This window comes from Gordonia lacunae (genome assembly GCF_002149015.1).
GTDB classification, from domain to species: domain Bacteria; phylum Actinomycetota; class Actinomycetes; order Mycobacteriales; family Mycobacteriaceae; genus Gordonia; species Gordonia lacunae.
This window is the reverse complement of sequence record NZ_NGFO01000005.1, coordinates 56,545-78,971: the sequence shown is the minus strand read 5'-3', so window position 1 is coordinate 78,971 and position 22,427 is coordinate 56,545. Positions and strand designations below refer to the sequence as shown.

Here is a 22,427-nt window from a genome sequence, read left to right as displayed (position 1 = left end):
GTCGCCTGCCGTCTCGTCCTGCGTTCCCCATTCCCCCCGTGTGTTCGCTGCTCCCCGGGTGTTCTCTCCGCTCAGTCATCCCCACCGGGACCACTGCCATCGGAACCATCGTCACCGTAGCGACTCTCGTCCCCACCGCGACCGTTGTACCCGACCTCGCGGTCGGCCACACCGTTCTCGCCGACTCCCGGCTCCCCCGCGCCGGACTGCCGGGATCCGACGATGCCCGGCAGGGTGCCGCGGGTCGGCCGCGTCGCGGCACCCGCCGACCATGCCAGTACACGATCCCGCTCCGCCGGTGTCACCAGCGGACACTCCCCGACCGCGGCGTCCGGCCAAGCCGTGAGCCCGTCGAGGAGCGTAACCAGGCGCTGCGCGAGCAGCTCGACGGTCCCCTCGTCGAACAGGTCCGTCGCGTACACCATCGACGCCGACCAGGACCGATCCGGACGGGCGACCACCGCGACGGTGAGGTCGAGCTGGGCGGACGTCACCGGCGACTCGAGCGCCGCGACCCGCAGACCCTCCGCCTCGAACACCGGCGCGGCGTTGCCCGCATTGGTCAGCGTCAGCATGACCTGGGCGAGCGGCGAGAACGCCCTCGACCGGGTCGGGTTCAGCCGCTCGACCAGTGTCTCGAACGGCACGTCGGCGTTGGTGAACGCGTCGAGGTCGACGACCCGGGTGTCCTCGAGCAGTTCCGCGAAGCTCATCGCCGGGTCCACCTCGGACCGCAGGACCAGGGTGTTGACGAACATGCCGATCAGCTGGTCGATCTCGGCGCGTCCCCGGCCCGCGATGGGAGTGGCAACCGCTATGTCGTCGGTCGCGGTGACCCGGGCGAGCAGCACCGACAGGCCCGCGTGCACCACCATGAACGGCGTCATCCCGCGGTCGCGCGCCAGCGCCGAGATCCGCATGGCGACCTCGTGCGGGATCTCGAAGTCCACCCGCGCACCCCGCATCGACGCCACGGTCGGGCGCGGGCGGTCGGCGGGCAGCTCCAGCACGTCGGGCACCCCGGCGAGCTGACGCAACCAGTACGACAGCTGCCGTCCGACCACCGACGTCGGGTCGTCGACCGCGCCGAGCTCTCGGTGCTGCCACAGCGCGTAGTCGGCGAACTGGACCGGCAGCGGCGGCAGGTGTGGTGCCCGGCCCGCGGCTCGGTCCCGGTAGGCCGTCACGACGTCGGCCATCAGAGGTCGCATGGACTCACCGTCACCCACGATGTGATGCAGTACCGCGAGCAGGACCCATGACCCCTCGCCGCGTTGCCACAACCGGATCCGGACGGGCACCTCGGTGGTCACGTCGAATCCGGCGGACAGCGCGTCGAGCAGCTCGGCCTCCGATGCACATTCGACGAGGCGGGGCAGTGCCGCGGGGCCGTCCGCGTCGTGGACGACCTGGGTCGGCCGGCCGTCGACGGCGGGGAACGTGGTCCGTAGGATCTCGTGCCGCGCGACGACGTCGCCGATCGCCGCACCGAGCGCCTTGACATCCAGCTGCCCACCGAGTTCGACACCGATCGGCAGGTTGTAGGCGGCCGAGGCCGGCTCGAGGCGGTTGATGAACCAGATCCGCTGCTGTGCGAACGACAGCGGGATCTCCGCCGGCCTCGGCTCGACCCGGGTGACCGGCGCACGCAACCCGCCGCGGTGCTGACCGAGAGCGGCCAGCGCCCGCGGAGTCGGCGACTCGAACACGTCCCGCACGCCGATGTCGGCGTTCAGTGCGTCGCCGACGCGGGCCGCCAGCCGGGTCGCCGACAGCGAGTTGCCGCCCAGGGCGAAGAAGTCACCGGTCACCGACACCGCGTCGACGCCCAGCAGGTCGGCGAAGACGGCGACCACGCGCGCCTCCGCCGCCGTCTCCGGTGCGACGAGGTCGTCGGCCTCGATGTCCGGAGCCGGCAGCGCCCGCTTGTCCAGCTTGCCCGTCGCGGTGAGCGGCAGATCGGCCAGGACCGTGACCGTCGCCGGGATCATGTACGACGGCAGTCGATCCGCCAGATGGTCCCGCAGCGCACCGGTGTCGACGGCAGACGCCTCCGACGCCGGCACCACGTAGGCGGCCAACGACGACGCGACCGACCCGCCGACCCCGAGCACCACTGCGGTCTTCACCGCCGGATGCGTGGACAGCGCGTTCTCGATCTCGCCCAGTTCGATGCGCAGGCCGCGCAGCTTCACCTGGTCGTCGGAACGACCGAGGTACTCGAGCACCAGCTCGCCGGATGCCGAGCGCACCCACCGGACGCGGTCGCCCGTGCGGTACATGCGATCGCCGGGTCCGCCGAACGGCGACGCGACGAAGCGTTCGGCGGTCAGCTGCGGGCGCCGCAGGTAGCCGCGGGCCAGCGAGACACCGGTGGCGTACAGCTCACCGGCCATGCCGACCGGTACCGGGGCCAGCCGCTCGTCGAGGACCAGCAGGCCGGTACCCGCGACCGGGGCGCCGATCGTCACCGGCTCGTCGGGATCGAGCGGACCGCTGATCGTGACCGCCACCGAGGTCTCCGTCGGCCCGTACGCGTTGTGGAACGCGACCCGGCCCGCCCAGGTGCGGACGAGTGCGGTGGAGACCGCCTCGCCACCCGACGCCAGCATCCGCAGTGCGGGCAGGTCGTCGGCGTCGACGGTCGCCAACACACTCGGCGTGAGGAACACGTGCGTCAGTTCGTGCTCGCGGAGGAAGGCCGTCAGCGCCTCGCCGCCGACGATGTCGTCCGGCCGGTACACCAGCGTCGAACCCGAGGTCGAGGCCAGCAGCCACTCCAGCACCGAGGCGTCGAAACTCGGTGAGGCGTAACCGAGTACGCGCGAGCCCGGATCGATGCCGAACCGGTGCGCCTCGGCGACGGCGAAGGCGTGTGCACCGCGCTGGGTGACGGCCACGCCCTTGGGCACACCGGTCGACCCGGAGGTGTAGATGACGTAGGCGAGTGCGTCCAGACGCGGGGTGCCCACCAGCTCGTCCGGCGCGAGGGCGGTGCCCTCGATGCCGCGCACGGCGTCGGCGACGGCGGACACGTCGATCCATTCGACGTCACCGCGGGCACCCGCTTCCGGCCCTGGGCCGCCCTGTTCCGGACTTCCCGATGCCGACGCGATCACCAGGCGCACACCGGAATCGGTGACCATGTGCGCGATGCGGTCGGCGGGCAGCGTCGGGTCGATGGACAGGTACGCCGCGCCCAGCTTCGCCAGGGCCCATTGCCCCGCGAGACGGTCGACAGTGCGACCGAGCGCCAGCCCCACGACCGAGTCCACGCCGATCCCACGGCCGATCATCCACCGCGCGAGCCGGTTCGAGCGCTCGTCGAGCTCGGCGTAGGTGAGCGACGCGCCGTCGCCGTCGGTGACCGCGACGATCCCCGCGTGTGCCGCCGCGACGTCGGCGAACACCTCGCCGAGCAGACGCGGTTCCGGCGCCGCCGGACCGTTCACCGGCGTGAGCTCGGCAGCTGTAGCGACGTCGAGGAGCGCGATCGACGAGGTCGGCGAATCCACGTCGTCGACGGTCGTCCGCAGGATCTCGCGCAGCGCCGCACCGAACACCCGCACCTGGTCGTCGGCGAAGGCCGACGGCAGGTACTTCAGCTTCAGCAGCAGGCGGTCACCGGACGGAGAGGACGCGAGGTTGAGCGGATAGTGCGTCGAGTCGCCGGCGTCCACGCCGACGATCTGCAGCCCGCCGGCCAGCGACGTGTCCGCCGTGGACAGCGAGTCGGAGTCCACCGGGAACGACTCGAACACGGTCAGCGTGTCGAAGAGCGCACCGATCCCGGCCAGCGCGGTGAGGTCGGCGAGACCGACGTGCTGGTGGTCGAGCACCGCGACCTTGTCGGCCTGCATCGCGGCGAGCACGTCGCCGATCGGGGCAGCCGGGTCGACGTCGACGACGCTCGGGACCGTGTTGATGAACAGGCCGACCATGCCCTCGACACCGTCGAGGTCCGACGGGCGTCCCGACACGGTCTCCCCGAAGGCGACCACCTGGTTGCCGGTCATGCGCGACAGCAGCACCGCCCAGGCGAACTGCAGGATCGTGCTGACGGTGACACCGCGTTCGCGCGCCAGGCGGCTGATCGCCGCCGTCGTCTCGGCATCGATCCACTCCTCGTGGTCGCGCGGCAACGACGTGGTCGTGGCCTCCTCGGCGCCGGACACCAGCGTCGGTTCCGCCAGCGGCGCCAGCACATCCCGCCAGGCGGCGAGACCCGCGGCCGGGTCGGCGGCGGCGAGACGCCGGACGTGGTCGCCGAAGTCGGTGTCCGCGGCGATCGTCGCCGTGTACGGACCGACCCCGGCGTAGAGCGCGAGGAGGTCGGCGAGAACCAGCGGACCGGACCAGCCGTCGAGCAGGATGTGGTGGTTGGTCACGATCAGGCTCAGCGTCGTGTCGGACCCGGGGCCGTGCTCGACGCTCACGAACCGCACCAGCGGCGGCTCCGCGAGATCGAACGGTTCGATCCGTTCGGTGTCGGCGATCTCGCGCACTCGTCGCGCTGCGCCGTCACCGTCGAGGCCCGGTTCCAGGGACACCTCGGACCACGGCAGGTCGACGCGCGGCGGTACGACGGCCACCAGGGCACCGCCCGCCGTGCGCACATACCCGCTGCGCAGCACGCGATGATGCGCGACGAGTTCCTCGGCCGCCGAACGCAATCGCGCCCGGTCGACCTCACCGCCGAGATGCAGCACCGCCTGGGTGACGTAGACGTCCACACCGTCGGCCCCCGCCGAGCCGGCCCGGTCGGCCATCTGCGACTGGAAGTACAAACCGGCCTGCAGCGGCGTGAGCGGCCAGACGTCCGCACCCGGGAATCGCACCGCCAGTGCGTCGAGTTCGGTCTGGGTGACGGGCGTACCGGGCACGTCCGACGGCGAGCGGCCCGGATCGCCGACGACGGCCACGTGCTGCGCGAGCGCGGCGAGTTCATCGGCCCACAAGTCGGCGAGCGCGGTGATGTCGTCGGTCCCGAACAGTGCCGACGGGAACGTGAAGTTGGCCGTCAGGCGCCGGGCATCGCCGTCGCTCCGCGTGCCGACGTTGACGCTCAACGGGTTCAGCGCGACCATCGCGCCCGACACCGACGGCGGCATCCCCGGCGCGCCGGGCGCACCGGTGAACGGGATGACGTCGTGCGCGGGTTCGGCCGCGGGGCGTCCCGCACGTCCGGCGCCGAAGAAGTTGAACCCGATGGTCGGCAGCGGACGCTGGGACAGCTCGGTGTCGGCGCCATAGCGCAGCACACCGAAACCGAGCCCGCCGTCGGGTTGCCCGAGTCGTTCCTCCTTGGCCGACTTCACCGCATGGGTGACGTCGGTGGACGGATCGACGGCGATCGGGGCGATGGTGGTGAACCAGCCGACCGTACGGGACAGGTCGACTGCGCGTTCGCCGTCGGCGGTGTCGATCTCGTCCTTGCGACCGTGACCTTCGACCAGGACCGTCACGGGTGCGACGTCGGCGATGCCGCGCGCGGCCTGCCACGCGCGCACCGCACGTGCGAACGTACCGAGCAGGACGTCGTTGGCGTTGCCGCGGAACGCTTCCGGCACCGAGGTCAGCGCCGCCTCGGTCACCTGCGCGTCGAACGCGTGGATCACCGACACCTCGGTGGCGAACCGGTCCCGTGACGCGTCGAAGTCGATCCCGAGATCGGTGGGCCGGGCCGGGAGCCGCTCGAGCCAGTACGGCAGCTCGGTGGCGCGCCGGTCGGCCTGTGCGCCGACCGCATGGGCCCACGCCCGCTCGGACGTCGCCTCGGCACGCAGGGCGATCGGCTGCCCTGCTGCCCGTTGAGCCCATCCGGTGACCATGTCCTCGACGAGGATCGGCCAGGACACCGCGTCGACACCGAGATGGTGGATCGCCAGGACGACCCGACCGAGGCCGTCGACGTCGGTGACGATGCCGGCCGCGACGAGCACACCGGTCGACGGATCGAGATGTGCCAGCGCCTCGGCATGCGCGGCGCGCACATCGGCGTCGTGGCCGGGGGTACCCACCGGTGCGGCCGAGGACCGGGCGAACACGTATGGCGCTGCGCCCGGACTGTCGATGTGCGAACCATCGGGGTTCTCGTCCGATCCGGTGACGAGTTGCCAGCGGTCACCGTTGCGGGTGAGACGCGCGGACAGCATCGGGTGCACCGCGATGAGCTCGGACAGCAACTCCGACAACGCGTCCACGGTGAGCCCCGACGGTGCATGAAGCACCCGGTACTGCGAGAAGTCCGCGAAATCGCCCGGCTCCGAAGAGTGTTCGATCATCCACGACATCACCGGCAGCAGCGGCAGAGCGCCGTGCGCACCGCCCGCGGGTTCGTCGAGCGCCGGCAGGCGGTGGGCCTCGCCGGCGACCACGCGGGCCATCGCCCGGATGGTCCGTTGCTCGAAGATGTCTCGCGGTGTCAGCGTGAACCCGGCCGCGCGAACCGCCGAGGCGAGCTGGATCGACATGATCGAGTCGCCGCCGAGCGCGAAGAACGACTGGGTGACCGAGACCCGCTCCAGTCCGAGCAGACCCGCCACGATGCTCGCCAGGGTCTCCTCCGTCGCGTTGGCGGGCGCGACGTGATCGGCGTCGAGCCCCGCGAAGTCGGGGGCGGGCAGGGCGCGGCGGTCGAGCTTGCCCGCGCTGTTCAGCACGACGTCGTCGATCGGCATCCACAGTGTCGGACGCATGTACTCCGGGAGTGCCTGTGTCACCGCGTCGCGCAGGACCTCGAGGTCCACGGTCGACGGCGCGACATAGGCGACCAGATGCTGTCCGCCACCCGGCGCGTCGACCACCGTCACCGCGGCGTGCACGACGCCGGGCGCGGCCGCGACGACGGACTCGATCTCGCCGAGTTCGATGCGCTGGCCGCGCAGCTTCACCTGGAAGTCGGTGCGGCCGAGGTACTCGATCTCCCCGTCGGTGTTCCACCGCACGAGATCACCGGTTCGGTAGAGCCGCGAGCCGGGCCGGCCGAACGGGTCGGCCACGAAGCGCTCGGCGGACAATCCCGGTTGCGCGGCATACCCGCGTGCCACCTGGTCGCCACCGAGGTAGAGCTCGCCCGGGACTCCCGTCGGGACAGGATTCAGTCGCGCGTCGAGCACATGGGTGGTCGTGTTCCAGACCGGCACGCCGATCGGCACGATCGACGGTGCCCGGGTCACGTCGGCGTAGGCCACCTCGACAGCCGCCTCGGTGGGACCGAACAGGTTCACGATCCGGACGTGTGGCAGCAGCTCGTGGGCACGGGCCACCACCGCGGGCGGTAGCGCCTCACCGGAGGCGAACAGCCAGCGGAGCGTACCCAGGCGCGAGATCGTCTCGGCCGGTACGACATCGAGGAACACCGACAGCATCGACGGGACGAAGTGCACCGAGGTGGCACCGCTGGACGCGATCAGGTCGGCGATGTAGAGCGGATCGGCGTGGCCGCCCGGCTCGGCGATCACCATCGTCGCACCGGTCAGCAAGGGCGCGAACAGCTCCGGCACCGAGACGTCGAAGGTGTACGGCGTCTTCTGGATGATCCGGTCTCCGACGGTCCACGGGTACTCGTCGAGTCCCCACCACAGCCGGTTGGCCACCGCGGCGTGGGAGACGGTCACGCCCTTGGGCCGTCCGGTCGAGCCGGACGTGAACAGCGTGTACAGCGCGTCGTCGCCGCGGATCGGCCGGACGCGTTCGGCATCGGTGACCGGTGGTGTCGCCGGATCCACCGGACGGGTCGAATCGACGGTGACGCGCCGGACGCCGTCGTCCAGTCCGGACAGATCGGCGGCCACGGGCCGCGGTCCGACGAGCAGGACGCGCGCGCCCGCGGTCTCGACCATGTAGCGCACCCGGTCGCCCGGGGCCGCGGTGTCGATGGGCACGTACCGGCCACCCGCCGCGGTCACCGCGTGGACGGCGACGACCATGTCCACGCCGCGGTCGATGCAGACCGCCACCGCGACATCGGGTCCCACGCCCAGCGCGAGGAGTTCCCGGGCGAGTTCGGCGACACGAGCGCCGAATTCGCGGTAGGTCAGCTCACGGTCGGCGAAGGTCAGCGCGATCGAGTCGAGCGACCGCGCCCCGCGAAACGAGAGCGCATCGGCCACCGATCCCGCCGGTATGGCGGTCTCCGTGCCCCGTGATCGCCGGAGTATCTCCTCGACCTCGGCGGGTTCGAGGAGCGCGGCGTCGGCCACCGGGTCGTCGGTGTGCGCGGTGAGCTGGTCGAGCAGCCCGACGAACCTGCGCGCCAGCTGGGCGACGGTGTCCTCGTCGAAGAGATCCCGTGCGAACACCAGCGACAGCGGCCAGTCCCCGTCCCCGTCGGGAACGGACACACCGATCGTCAGGTCCAGTTTCGCCGGCGGATCGGCCGGCGGCATCGGTTCGATCTCCAGGCCCGCGACCGCGGCCGGCGCGGTCTCCGCCATCTCGGGCAGTGCCGTCTGACCGAACGTGAGCATGATCTGGGCCAGCGGCGCGAACGCCTCGGACCGGACCGGGTTGAGCTTCTCGACGAGCATCTCGAAGGCCACGTCGGCGTTGGCGAACGCTTCCAGGTCGGTGTCGCGGGCCTGCTCCAGCAACTCGGCGAACGACATCGACGGATCCACCTGCGCCCGCAGGACGAGGGTGTTGACGAACATGCCCACCAGCGGGTCGAGTACGCGCTGTCCGCGTCCGGCGACCGGGGTGGCGATCGCCACGTCCTCGCCGGCCGACAGCCGCGCGAGCAACACGGCCAGCGCCGCATGCACGACGATGAACGGGGTCGCATCGACCTCGCGGGCGAGTTCGCGGACCCGGTTCCCGATCTCGGCCGGGATCGCGGCGCCGACGCGGCCGCCGCGCTGCGAGGCCACCAGCGGCCGGGGCCGGTCGAACGGCAGGTTCAGGACCTCGGGAAGGTCGGCGAGTTTGTCTGTCCAATAGGCCAGCTGGGAGCCGATGACCGAGGTCGGATCGGATCCGTCGCCGAGGACCTCGTGCTGCCAGAGGGCGTAGTCGGCGAACTGGACCTCGAGGGGCTCGAAGTCGGGCTCGTTCCCCGAGACCCGGGCGTCGTACGCCGTGAGGACGTCGACGAGCAGCGGGTTCATCGACTCGCCGTCGGCGGCGATGTGGTGGACGACGACCGCGACCACCGCACGCTCGGCGTCGACGTGCCAGACCCGCACGCGGATCGGCCAGTCGGCGGCGACGTCGAACCCGGAGACCACCGCACGCTCGAAGGCGCGCTGGTCGGAGGCGATCCCCCAGTCCAGGCGGTCGGCGGTCTGCTCGGCCGGATGGACCAGCTGATGGGCGACCCCGTCGACAGACGGGAAGGTGGTCCGCAGGACCTCGTGGCGTTCGACGACGTCGACGATCGCCAGCCGCAGCGCCTCGGTGTCCAGAGTGCCTCGCACCTGCAGCACGAACGGGATGTTGTAGGTCGGCAGCGACGTATCGAACTGGTTGATGAACCACATCCGCTGCTGGGCGAAGGACAACGGTACGAGTTCCGGACGATCGGCTCGGGCGACGATCGGCGGTAACGCCTCGGCGTGTCCGGACACCTCGGCCACCAGCGCACGCACCGTCGGCGCCTCGAACAGGTCGCGCACCGAGGTCTCGACGCCGAGCACCTCGCCCACCCGGGCGGCGACCCGCGTCGCCGACAGCGAGTTGCCACCGAGGTCGAAGAAGGACTCGGTCACGCTGACCTGGTCGATGCCCAGGACCTCGGCGAACACCGCGGCGACCGCGGCCTCCTGCTCGGTCTCCGGGGCTACGATCTCGCCGACCTCGATGACCGGTTCGGGCAGTGCGGCCTTGTCGAGCTTGCCGACCGGGGTGAGCGGGAGCTCGTCGAGCACCGCCACCGACGCCGGCACCATGTGGGCCGGAAGTCGTTCGCCGACAAATGTTCGCAACTCTGCCGGATCGACCTCGGCGCCGGTGGAGACCACGTAGGCGGCCAGCGCGGTGGCGACCGAACCGCCGACACCGACGACCACGGCCGAGCGGACCGCCGGATGGTCGGCGAGGACTGCCTCGATCTCGCCGAGTTCGATGCGCAGACCACGCAGCTTCACCTGGTCGTCGCTACGGCCCGAGTACTCGATGACCGGCGCGCCGGTGGAGTCCTGCCTCCAGCGCACGATGTCGCCGGTCCGATACATCCGGTCGCCCGGGTGACCGTGCGGATTCGCCACGAACTTCTCGGCGGTCAGGCCCGGGCGGTCGAGGTATCCGCGCGACAGTGCGCCGCCGTTGACATACAGCTCACCGGCGACACCGACGGGGACCGGACGCAACTGCGCGTCGAGCACCATCAGGCCCACGCCGGCGAGCGGGCCGCCGAGCGAGACCGGCTCGCCCACCGCCATCGGCGCACTGATGGTGACGCCGATCGTGGTCTCGGTGGGGCCGTACAGGTTCTGGATGCGACGGAACGGCGCCCAGCTGTCCTTGAGTGCCTGCGGCACGGCCTCGCCGCCGGCGTAGACGACCCGAAGGGCCGGGACCGCCTGCGGTTCGATGGTCGCGAGCACGGTCGGAGTCAGGAACGTGTGGGTGATCGCCTGCCGCATCATCAGGTCCTGCAGCGGCGGACCGCCGACCGCGTCGGCGGGACGATAGATCAACACGCCGCCGGACACGATCGCGAGCAGGTACTCGAGCACCGACGCGTCGAAGCTGGGCGAGGCGAAGCCGAGCACCCGTGAGTACTCGTCGGCGCCCGACCGGCGGATCTCCTCGGCCGCGAAGTTCGCCAGACCCGAGTGGGTCACGGCGACACCCTTCGGGCGCCCGGTGGAGCCGGAGGTGTAGATGACGTAGGCGACGTTGTCCACCCGTACCGGCCCACGCCGATCCGATGAGGTGATCGGCGCGTCGGACAGCGCCTCGATCTCGGCGGACAGCGTGGCATCGTCGAGACTGCGCCACGAGAAGCGTTCCCCGGGCAGGGTTCCCGACGCCTCGACGGCCAGGCCCAGGATCGCGCCCGAGTCCTCGACCATGTTCGCCACCCGCTCGGCGGGATAGTCCGGGTCGATCGGCACATACCCACCACCGGTCTTGGCCACCGCCCAGATCGCGGTGAGTAGCTGCGCCGAGCGGCCGATCGCCAGGGCGACCAGCTTCTCCGGGCCGATGCCCTGACCGATCAGCCAGCGCGCCAGGCGGTTCGACCGCCCGTCGAGATCGGCGTAGGACAGCCAGACGTTGTCGGCGTCGACGACGGCCTGACGCGGACCCCACTTCGCGGCGGCCCGGGCGAACAGATCGCCCAGGACGACCGGCTCGGTTCCCGGTCCCCCGGTGACGACCGCGTCGGAGTCGGCGATCGACACCGTTTTGCGCTCCGGCTCGGGTTGCGCTGCCGCGCGGGCGAGTTCGGCCAGCGACACGGTGTCGCCGAGGGCGATCTGTGCCAGCGGGGTCTCCAGGTCGGTCAGCGCACCGTCCAGCAGGGCGGTGAGCTGGTCGGCCATCCGCGAGATCGACGACTCGTCGAACAGGTCGGCCGCATAGGTGATGGTGCCCGACCAGTCCGTACCCGTCCCCTCCGGCTGGGACAGCCCGACGAGCAGGTCGACGCGCGCCGGAATCCGCTCGGTGGTCACCGGACTCACCTGCAGGCCGGCGATCTCGCCCACCGACAGATCGGATCCGGCCAGTTCGGGCAGGGTGGAACGATCGAAGGTCAGCCACACCTGGGTGAACGGCGCGAAGGCCGCGGACCGCTGCGCCCCGGCTGCGTCGGCGACCACCTCGAAGGGGACGTCGGCGTTGGCGAAGGCCTCGAGATCGGCGTCCTTCGCCGCCTCGAGCAGGTCGGCGAAGCCGCGGTCGCGGTCGACGCGGGTACGCAGCACGAGTGTGTTGACGAACATGCCGATCAGCGGATCCAGCACGCGCTGACCGCGACCCGCGATCGGCGTGCCGATCGCGATGTCCTCGGTCGCCGACAGCCGCGCGAGCACTGCGGCCAGGGCCGCGTGCACGACCATGAACGGGGTCGTGCCGGTTTCCTGCGCGACGGTCACGATCCGGTCGCCGACGTCGGCCGGCACGGTGAACGACACCCGCCCGCCTCGCTGGCTGGCGCGTGCCGGGCGCGGTCGGTCGGTCGGCAGTTCGATCACGTCGGGCAGCCCGGCGAGACGGTCGGTCCAGTAGGCGAGCTGACGCCCGACGACCGACTCGGGGTCGTCCGGCGAGCCCAGCACCTCGTGCTGCCAGATCGCGAAGTCGGCGAATTGCACCTCCAGCTCCGCGAAGTCGGGATCGGTGTCGGCCGACTCGGCCAGGTAGGCCGTGACCACGTCGCGCACGAGCGGCATCATCGACTGACCGTCCGAGGCGATGTGGTGGGTGATGACGGCGAAGACGTGCTCGTCCGGGGCCACCTCCCAGATCCGCGCGCGGATGGGCCACTCGGTGGAGACGTCGAAGCCCGCGGACACCGCGGCCTCGATCTCCGCCTGCGAGGACACCTCCTGCCAGTCCAGACGTGCGGCGACCGAGGACGCGCGGTTGATCTTCTGGTACGGCATGCCGTCGGCGGACGGGAACGTGGTCCGCAGCGATTCGTGACGCGAGACCACGTCGATCAGCGCGGCGTGCAGCGCTTCGGTGTCCAGTGCCCCGGACAGCCGCAGCACGACCGGGAGGTTGTACGCCGACGAGGTGGTGTCGGCCTGGTTGACGAACCACATCCGCTGCTGGGCGAATGCCAGCGGCACCCGCTCCGGTCGTGGCGCGACCGCGACGATCGGAGCGCGCGCGGCACCGAGATCGGTACTGGCACGGATCAGTTCGCGGACGCTCGGCGCGTTGAACAGGTCGCGTACCGAGATCTCGGCACCCGTGACCTCACCGACGCGGGCCACCAGGCGCATCGCCGCCAGCGAGTTGCCGCCGAGGTCGAAGAACGAGTCGGTCACGCTGACTCGGTCCACGCCGAGGATGTCGGCGAAGACCTCCGCGACCGCGGCCTCCGGCTCGTCGGCCGGCGCGACGTATTCACCCGCGGTGAACACGGGTTCGGGCAGCGCGCGGCGGTCGATCTTGCCCGCTGTGTTGAGGGCGATGTCCTCGACGGGCATCCACACCGTGGGCCGCATGTAACCGGGAAGCGATTCGGCGACAACGGCCTTGACCGCGTCGAGGTCGATGCTCTCGCCCGGCACGCCGGCGAGGTAGCCGACGAGGTGTTCACCGCCGCCGGGGACGGTCGCCACGGTGGCCGCGGCGTGCACGACGCCCGGCGCGGAGGCGATGACCGCCTCGATCTCGCCGAGTTCGATGCGCTGACCGCGCAGCTTCACCTGGAAGTCGGTGCGGCCCAAGTACTCCAGCACGCCGTCTGGGCGGCGGCGCACCAGGTCGCCCGTGCGGTACAGACGTGAACCGGGCTCACCATAGGGATCGGCCACGAACCGTTCGGCGGTCAGATCCGGACGCGCGGCGTACCCGCGGGCCAGCTGGACACCCCCGAGGTAGAGTTCCCCGGGCACCCCGGGCGGCACCCGGCGAAGACGCGAATCCAGCACCACCGCAGACGAATTCCACACCGGGATGCCGATCGGCACGGTGGGGTCGTCCGGGGAGGCGGAATGGATGCGTTCGAAGGTGATCTCCACCGCGGCCTCGGTCGGCCCGTAGAGGTTGAAGAACCAGGCGTCCGGCCACAGTTCCCGCACCGGCGCCGCGACCGCCGGCGGCAACGCCTCGCCGGTGGTGGACACGATGCGGATGGTGTCGAGCGCGGCGAGCTGCTCGCGATCGACGACCTCGAGGAACACCGAGAGCATCGACGGCACGAAGTGCACCATCGTCGTACCCGTCCGGGCGATCTCGTCGGCGACCTGCCGCGGGTTGAGGTGACCGCCGTCGGCGAGGATCACCACGCGCGCACCGATCGCCAACGGCGCGAACAGCTCTGGCACCGAACAGTCGAAGGTGTAGGGCGTCTTCTGCATCACGACGTCGTCCGGACCGATCGGCAGGGCGTCCAGGCCCCACCACAGTCGGTTCAGCACGGCCGCGTGGGACAGCGTCACGCCCTTCGGACGTCCGGTGGACCCCGAGGTGAACAACGTGTAGGCGGCGTCGTCGGCGCGCAGCGGCGCGAGCCGCTCGTCGTCGGACACCGGGGCCGCGGCTGCCGAGTCGACGTCCAGGAGCGCCGAGGCGTCGACGGTGATGACCCGCACACCGGCCTCGGTCGCGGCGCCCACCGCGTTCCGAACCCCGTCCGCGTCGGCGACCAGCAGCACCGCGGCACCGGCGGTCTCGTACATGTACCGCACGCGATCGGCGGGGGCGGCCACGTCGACGGGCACGTACTGGCCGCCGGCCGCGATGACCGCGTGGATCGCGACCATCATCTCGACCGAACGCGGAACACACAGCGCGACAGCGACATCGGGGCCGACTCCGGCGCCGATCAGATCGCGGGCCAGGGTGTTGACCCGGGCGGCGAACTCGGCGTAGGAGACCTCGCGGTCACCGAAGACGAGCGCGGTGGCATCGGGGGTGCGCCGGGCCTGTGCCGCGACGGCGTCACTGACGGTCTGCACCGGCGGCAGGTCCACATGCTCGCCCCACTCGGCGGACTCGATGGCGGCCGTCGTGTCGGCGGCGACGAACGGCGCGTCGCCCACCGACCGCTCGGGCGCCGAGGTCAGGGCGTCGAGCAGGCGGATGAAGCGTTCACCGAATTCGAGCACCGTCGATTCGTCGAACAGATCGGTCGCGTAGTCGAGATTGACCGGCCAGGCCTGCCCGGCGGGACGGGAGGAGACCGTGATCCAGAGATCGATCTGCGAGGAGACCATCACGTCGGCATACGGGGTCACCGTGATCCCGGCCGCGTCGCCGAGCGCCTCGGCGGCGGTGGCCGACGGACTGAACGAGAACATGACCTGGGCGAGCGGGGCGAAGGCCTCCGAGCGCACGGGACTGAGCCGGTCGACCACCGTCTCGAAGGGGACGTCGGCATGCGCGAACGCGTTCAGGTCGACGTCTCGGACCGCGGACAGGAGCTGCTCGAACGGCTGCGCGCCGTCGATCAGTGTGCGCAACACCAGGGTGTTGACGAACATGCCGACCAGCGGGTCGAGCTCGGCCTGGCCACGGCCGGCGATGGGGGTGCTGACCACGATGTCGTCGGTGGCCGACAGCCGTGCCAGCAGGACCGCGACGGCCGAGTGGAGCACCATGAACGGCGTCACGTCGGCGCCGCGTGCCACCTCGGTGACGCGCTCGCCGATCGCGGCCGGGATGTCGACCCGGGCGCGGGCTCCGCGCCCGGAGGCGACCGGCGGTCGCGGACGGTCGGCCGGCAACTCGAGTACGTCGGGAACACCGGCGAGTTGCTCTGCCCAGTAGGCCAATTGACGACCGACGACCGAATCGGGGTCGTCGACCGAGCCGAGAACGGTGTGCTGCCAGATCGCGTAGTCCGCGAACTGCACGGCGAACGGCGCGAACTGTGGCTCGTGTCCGGCGACGCGGGCGCTGTAGGCGGTGACGAGGTCGGCGACCAGCGGCGCCATGGACTCGCCGTCGGCGCCGATGTGGTGGAACACGACGGCGAGCACGAACTCGCCGGGCTCCACCGGCCACAGCCGCGTGCGGAACGGCCACTCCTCGGTGACGTCGAATCCCCGTGTCACCGCTGCGAAGATCTCGTCCTCGGAGTCGACGACCTGCCAGTCGAGCCGGTCGGCGACCGAGTCCTGCGGATGCACGAGCTGGAAGGGGACACCCTCGACGTCGGGGAAGGTCGTCCGGAGGACCTCGTGCCGGCGCACGACGTCGCCCAGTGCGGTGTGCAGCGCCTCGACGTCGAGGTCGCCGGACAGTCGCAGCACGATGGTCATGTTGTGGGTCGGCGCACTCGGGTGCAGCCGGTTGAGGAACCACATGCGCTGCTGGGCGAACGACAGCGGGATCCGTTCGGGCCGTGGCGACACCGCCACCACGGGCGCGATCCGGGAACCGCGGCCGGTCAGCGCCGCCACCAGTTCGCGAACCGACGGCGCCTCGAAGACGTCGCGGACCGACACCTCGACCCCCAGGGCGTCGCCGACGCGGGCGCTCACCCGCATGGCCGACAGTGAGTTGCCGCCCAACTCGAAGAAGCTGTCGGTGACACCGACACGATCGACCTGCAGCAGTTCGGCGAACACGTCGGCGACCGCGGTCTCCTCGGGAGACTCGGGGGCCACGTACTCACCCGCGGCGAACTCGGGCTGTGGCAGCGCCCGCCGGTCCACCTTGCCCGACGTCGTACGGGGCATCTCGGGCAGCGCCATCCACACCGTCGGACGCATGAACTCCGGCAGTCCGCGTACCGCGGCGGACCGGACGGCGTCGAGATCGACGTCGTCTCCCGGACGGCCGGCGACGTAGGCGACCAGCTGCTCTCCCCCGCCGGGCGCGCTCGCGACGACGACCGCGACGTGGACGACACCGGGTGCGGAGGCGAGCACCGACTCGATCTCGCCCAGCTCGATCCGCTGTCCGCGGAGTTTCACCTGGAAGTCCGCGCGCCCCAGGTACTCCAGGACGCCGTCGGCGTTCCACCGCGCGCGGTCACCCGTGCGGTAGAGCCGTCCACCGTCCGGATCGAAGGGATCGGCGACGAAGGTCTCGGCGGTGAGTCCCGGACGGGAGGCGTAGCCTCGTGCCAATTGCGGTCCGCCCAGGTACATCTCGCCGGGCACGCCGGCCGGAACAGGCCGCAGGCGGTCGTCGAGGACATGCACGGTCGAGTTCCACACCGGCGAACCGATGGGGATGTTCGGCGCCGGCGCGTCCACGCGTCCGTAGGTGATGTCGACGGTCGCCTCGGTGGGGCCGTACTGGTTGTACAACCCCAGATCCGGCAGCAGTCGCAGCAGGCCGCCGGCCAGAGCGGGGCTGAGCGCCTCGCCGCCGGAGAAGATCCGTCGCATCGACCCGAGGTCGGCATCGCCGGCACCGGTGGCGCCGTCCAGGAACGCCGCCAGCATCGACGGGACGAACTTGGCGGTCGTGACGCGGTGACGTTCGATGAGCCGCGCCATGTAGACGGGATCCCGGTGCCCGCCGGGTTCGGCGACGACTGTCGGTGACGCCGCATGGACGCCGCCGAAGTAGTCCCACACGGAGGCGTCGAAGGTATACGGCGTCTTCAGCAGGAAGACGTGCTCCCCCGGTCCGTTCGACTCACTGAACCACTCCAGGGTGTTGCGGAGTGCACCGTGGGTGACGGTCACACCCTTGGGACGGCCCGTCGAACCCGAGGTGAAGATCGTGTAGACGGCGTGACCCGGCAGCACCCGCTGCCTGCGCTCGGTGTCCCCGACCGGGGTGACCGTGAGGTCGACGGGTCCCGAGGCGTCGACGACGACCACCGGCAGGTCGACGTCGGCAAGCGCATCCGGACGCTCCCGACCGATGAGGACCAGGGCGACACCGGCCGTGTCGAGCATGTACCGGGTCCGCTCGACGGGCGACTCGGTGTCGATCGGCACGTACTGGCCGCCGGCCGCCACGATCGCGTGCACGGCGACCATCACCTCGACCGACCGGTCGATGCAGACGCCGACCGCGACGTCGGGACCGACTCCCTGCGAGATCAATTCGCGCGCAAGCGCACTCACGCGAGCGGAGAACTCGGTGTAGTCGACGACACGATCGTCGAACAGGATCGCGGGCCGGTCGGCCGCGCGCGCCCGGGCGTCGGCGACCAGGTCGACAACGGTGTGGTCGCCGGCGATCTCGACATCGGTCCCGCGCGCGAACGTCGCGACATCCAGACCCTCGGTGTCGGCCACCAGGGCGATGTCGGCGGTGAGGTCGCGGGGCCTGCGGGCCACCGTCTCCAGGATGTGCACCAGCACGTCGCCGAAGACCCGGATCTGGTCGTCGCCGAAGGCCGCGGGCAGGTACTTGAGCTGGAGCGACACGCGACCGCCCGCCGCGGCGGTGATCAGGTTGATCGGGTAGTGCGTGGTGCTGCGTGAGTCGACGTCCGCGACGACCAGGCCGTCGGTCAGTCCGTCGGGCACCGTGTCCGGCGACGACAGCGCATCGGTGTCGATGGGGAACGACTCGTGGACCGTCAGCGTGTCGAACAGCTGGTTCGTCCCGGTGAGCGCGGTCAGGTCGGCCAGACCGAGGTGCTGGTGATCCATCACCGCCACCTTCGACGCCTGCAACCGGCGGAGCACCTCGACGATCGTCGACGCCGGGTCGACGTCGACGACGCTGGGCAGCGTGTTGATGAACAACCCGACCATCGTCTCGACGCCGGGCAGGTCGGCCGGACGTCCGGAGACGGTCTCGCCGAAGACGACGACGCGACTGCCGGTCAGGCGCGAGAGCAGCACGGACCACGCGAACTGCATCACCGTCGCGACGGTGACGCCCTCGGTCCTGGTCAGTTCCTCCAGCCCCGCGGTGGTCTCCTCGTCGAGCGACACCCGGTACTGACGGGGGAGCTCGTCGTCGGTCGCCTCCAGGCCGGGGGCCACGAGCGTCGGCCCCTCGACGGGCGCGAGCACCGTGCGCCATGCGGCAAGTCCCGCATCGCGATTCGAGGCCGCCAGTCGCTGGACGTGGGCGGCGAAGTCGAGGCCGGTGGCGCCGGTCTGACCGGTGTAGGTCTCACCGGTCGCGTAGAGCGCGAGGAGGTCGGCCAGGACGAGCGGACCGGACCAGCCGTCCATCAGGATGTGGTGGTTGGTCACCACGAGGTGCGCCTGATCGCCGTGCCACACGAGCACGAATCGCACCAGAGGCGGCCGCGCGAGGTCGAAACGCGTGAGACGTTCGGCGTCGACGATCCGCTGGATCTCCGCGGCCCCCGTCTCGTCGGCCACCGTCCCGTCCGTTTCGCCGGTCGGGAGATCGACGACCCGCCAGGGGATCTCGACCGCGGCGGGAATCACCGCGACGACCGCACCGCTACCGGTGCGGAGATAGGCCGACCGCATGACCCGGTGCCGGGCGAACAACTGCTCGGCCGCGCCGCGCAGGCGCTCGCCGTCGACCCGGCCACCGAGAGTCAGGACGACCTGCGTCACGTAGACGTCGACCGCACCGGCGTCCTGGCCGGCGGCTGCCAGCTGGGCCTGGAAGTACAGACCCTGCTGCAACGGGGTCAGCGGCCACACCGCCGAACCCGGGTACGTGCGGGCCAGATCGTCGAGGTCGCGCTGCGTGACATGGGTGCCCGGCACGTCCGACGGGGACAGGCCGACGCGGGTACCGCGGGTCACCAGGTCGGTGAGCGCCGACAGCTCGGCCGCCCACAGATCCAACAGGTCCGCGACCTCGTCGGCCGCGAACAGCGCCCGCGGGAAGCTCGCCCCGGCGACGAGCCGGCGATTGCCTTGCTCGTCGTGCGCGGTGGTCACGCTGACACCGAGGGCACTCAGCGCCACCATCCGTCCGGATGCCGACGACCCGAGGATCGGCGCGTCCGGCGCGTGGGTGAACGGCAGCGGCTCGGAGTCGGCAGCCGCAGCGCCGCCGGCCCCGAAGTAGTTGAAACTGATGGTCGGGAGCGGACGTGCGGCCAGTTCGGCGGACTGTCCGTACCGGAGCCAACCAAAACCGATACCGTTGTCCGGCTGCGCGAGTCGCTCCTCCTTGGCCGCCTTCACCGCGTGCACGACGTCCACACCGGGATCGAGGCGCACCGGGACGAGCGCGGTGAACCAGCCGACCGTCCGGGACAGGTCTGCGCGTCGCGCCGACTCACCGGTGGCCAGCACCTCCTCGTACCGGCCATGTCCCTCGGTGAGGACGGTGATCGGTGCCGAATCGCTGATCTCCCGGCGCGCCTGCCACGATCGGACCGCCCGGGCGAATGCGCCGAGCAGCACGTCGTTGACGTTGCCGCCGAACGCTTCCGGCACCGCGGTCAGCACCGATCGGGTGACCATCGGCGAGATCTCGTGGGAGATGTGACGCTCGGTGGACATCCGGTCCTGCGTGGGGTCCAGCGCGACGCCGAGCGGAGTCGGTCGGGACGGCAACCGGTCCAACCAGTGATCCACCTGGTCAGCCCAGGACGCGGACCTCGCGGCGAGGGTGTTCGTCCACGCCTGCGCACTGGTCTGTTCGGCGCGCAGCTCGATCCCCCGGCCACCGGAGAGCTGTGCCCACCCGGTGATCAGATCCTCGATGAGGATGGGCCATGACACGGCATCGACGCCGAGGTGGTGAATGACCAGCAGCACCCGGCCGACGCCGTCCCGGTCGTGGATCAGCGCAGCGCGCACGAGTCGCCCGACGCTCGGATCCAAGGTGGCCGAGACGGTCTCGAACGCGGTACGGACATCGGCGGCGAAGGCTTCGGTACCGGTCGCGGCGGTGCTCGTGACCTCGATGACCGCATCCGGGGCGTCGAACCGGCCACCGGCCGACGATCGCCACTGCCCCTCGACGAGTTCCAGCGTCGCACTGAGCATCGGGTGGCGTTCGACGACCGCCGAGAGCAGACTCGCCAGGGACGCGACGTCGAGTCCGTCCGGTGCCCGCAGAACCGCGGCCTGCACGAAGTCGGCGAAGTCCGACGCGTCCTGTGCGTGTTCGATCATCCAGTGCACGACCGGCGACACGGCGAGCGAACCGGCGCCGGCGTCCTCGGACTCCTCGAGCATCGGCAGCCGGGCGGCGTCGTCGTCGGCAGCGGCCGCCATCGCGCGGATCGTGCGGTGTTCGAAGATCTCGCGCGGCGAGAGGTCGAGTCCGGCGGCCCGGGCCGCGGACGCGAGCTGGATGGACATGATCGAGTCGCCGCCGAGCGCGAAGAAGGATTCGGTGACGGACACCCGGTCGAGCCCGATCAGGTGGGCGACGATGGAGGCCAGGACTTCCTCGGTCGCGGTGGCGGGTGCCACGTGGACGTCGGTGTGGACCCCGAAGTCGGGTTCGGGCAGTGCCTTCCGGTCGATCTTGCCCGCCGTGTTGAGTTCCAGGTGAGGCAACCGCACCCAGATGGTGGGTCGCATGTACTCGGGCAGTTCGGCGGCCACCGTCGACTTGATCCCGTCGAGGTCGACGTCCTCCGGCGCCACATAGCCGACGAGGTGGTCGGCGCCGGTGGGCGCCTTGGCCACGGTCACCGCTGTGTGCACGACACCCGGCACGGTGGCGATCACCGATTCGATCTCGCCGAGCTCGATGCGCTGACCGCGCAGCTTCACCTGGAAGTCGGTGCGGCCCAGGTACTCCAAGGTGCCATCGGCACGCCACCGTACGAGGTCACCGGTGCGGTACAGGCGTGCGCCGGGCTCGCCGTAGGGATCGGCGACGAACCGCTCGGCGGACAGGTCGGGACGCGCCGCATAGCCGCGCGCCAGCTGGACGCCGCCCAGATAGAGCTCGCCCGGCACACCGGCGGGCACGGGCCGCAGGCGCGCATCGAGCACCCAGGTGGACGTGTTCGCCACGGGTGTCCCGATCGGGACGAGTGCGGGCGCCGACGACACGTCGGCCACGGCCACCTCGACAGCGGCCTCGGTGGGACCGAAGAGGTTGACGATGGCGACCCCGGGGAGCAGGGCCGCCAGCTTCGCGACGACCGCCGGCGGCAGGGCCTCACCGGAGGCGAAAACCCATTTCAGCGAAGACATCTCGGCGAAGCGCGCGGCCGGGACGAGATCGAGGAAGATCGACATCATCGACGGCACGAAGTGCACCGAGGTGGCCTCGGTGGACACGATCAGGTCCGCGAGGTAGTCCGGGTCGGTGTGACCCCCCGCGCGGGCGACGACCATGGTCGCCCCGGTCAGCAATGGACCGAAGAGCTCCGGCACCGACACGTCGAAGGTGTACGGCGTCTTCTGCACGACCCGGTCGCCCACCGTCCACGGGAACTCGCCGAGCCCCCACCAGAGGCGGTTCATCACCGCGGCGTGCGAGACGGTCACACCCTTCGGCCGACCGGTGGAACCGGAGGTGAACAGCGTGTAGGCGGCGTGGTCTCCGCGCAGCGGGGCGATCCGCTCGGCATCGGTGACCGGCGCGACGTCGCCGACCGGCTTCGAGGCGTCGACGTCGAGGACGGTGACCTGATCGTCGAGACCCTCGAGGGCCGGCGGGCGGGCACCCGACGCGGAGAGCACGAGCCGCACCTGCGCGGTGTCGACCATGTACTGCACGCGGTCGGCGGGGGCGGCGGTGTCGATCGGCACGTATTGTCCGCCGGCGGCGTGTACGGCGTGCACGGCGACGACCATCTCGACCGACCGGTCGATACAGATGCCGACGGCCACCTCCGGCCCGACGCCGAGCCCGATGAGCGTGCGCGCCAGATCGGCTACGCGCGAACCGAATTCGCCGTAGGTGAGTTGACGCCCCGCGAACTCGATCGCGACGACGGCGGGATCGGCGGCGATCCGGGCGGCGACGGCGGTGGGGAT

General features: G+C 71.0%; 1 protein-coding gene (running past one end of the window). It reads right to left on the bottom strand.

The annotated features are described in order from the left end of the window. Positions 1 to 71 precede the first annotated feature (71 nt). A protein-coding gene (locus CA982_RS05730; protein ID WP_086534392.1) for a non-ribosomal peptide synthetase crosses the window boundary here: on the bottom strand, positions 72 to 22,427 show its 3' portion. The gene runs 17,871 nt beyond the window's last position; 22,356 of the gene's 40,227 nt are visible here — the last part of the coding sequence; its start codon lies beyond the right edge, outside the window; the stop codon is at positions 72 to 74.